At 45.1% G+C, this 268-nt stretch carries 1 protein-coding gene; it reads right to left on the reverse strand.

Annotation, left to right across the window (positions count from 1 at the left end; all coding sequences use genetic code 11):
- Nucleotides 1–268, reverse strand: a 268-nt coding sequence (locus tag WDW90_RS39645) for a sugar phosphate nucleotidyltransferase (RefSeq protein WP_336493062.1), incomplete at both ends; no start/stop codon positions are given.

Genomic DNA, 268 nt, shown 5'->3' on the forward strand with positions numbered 1-268 from the left:
CTGGAACGGATAAGCCACAAGCTTTTTGTTCTCCTCCAGCAGCATAGGAATAACATCCTTGCCGAAGTCATTGCTGGACTCTGGATTCCGCGCATCCATCTCCAGGAATTCCTTAAGGATGGACCATTTGAAGATGTAAATTCCCATGGATGCAAGATTGCTTTTTGGGAATTGCGGCTTCTCATCAAATTCCACAATATCCATATCCTCATTTGTATTCATAATGCCAAAGCGGCTTGCTTCCTCCCATGGCACCTCAATGACAGAG

The sequence above is a fragment of the Methylobacterium nigriterrae genome, from assembly GCF_037106235.1.
Lineage (GTDB): Bacteria > Pseudomonadota > Alphaproteobacteria > Rhizobiales > Beijerinckiaceae > Methylobacterium > Methylobacterium nigriterrae.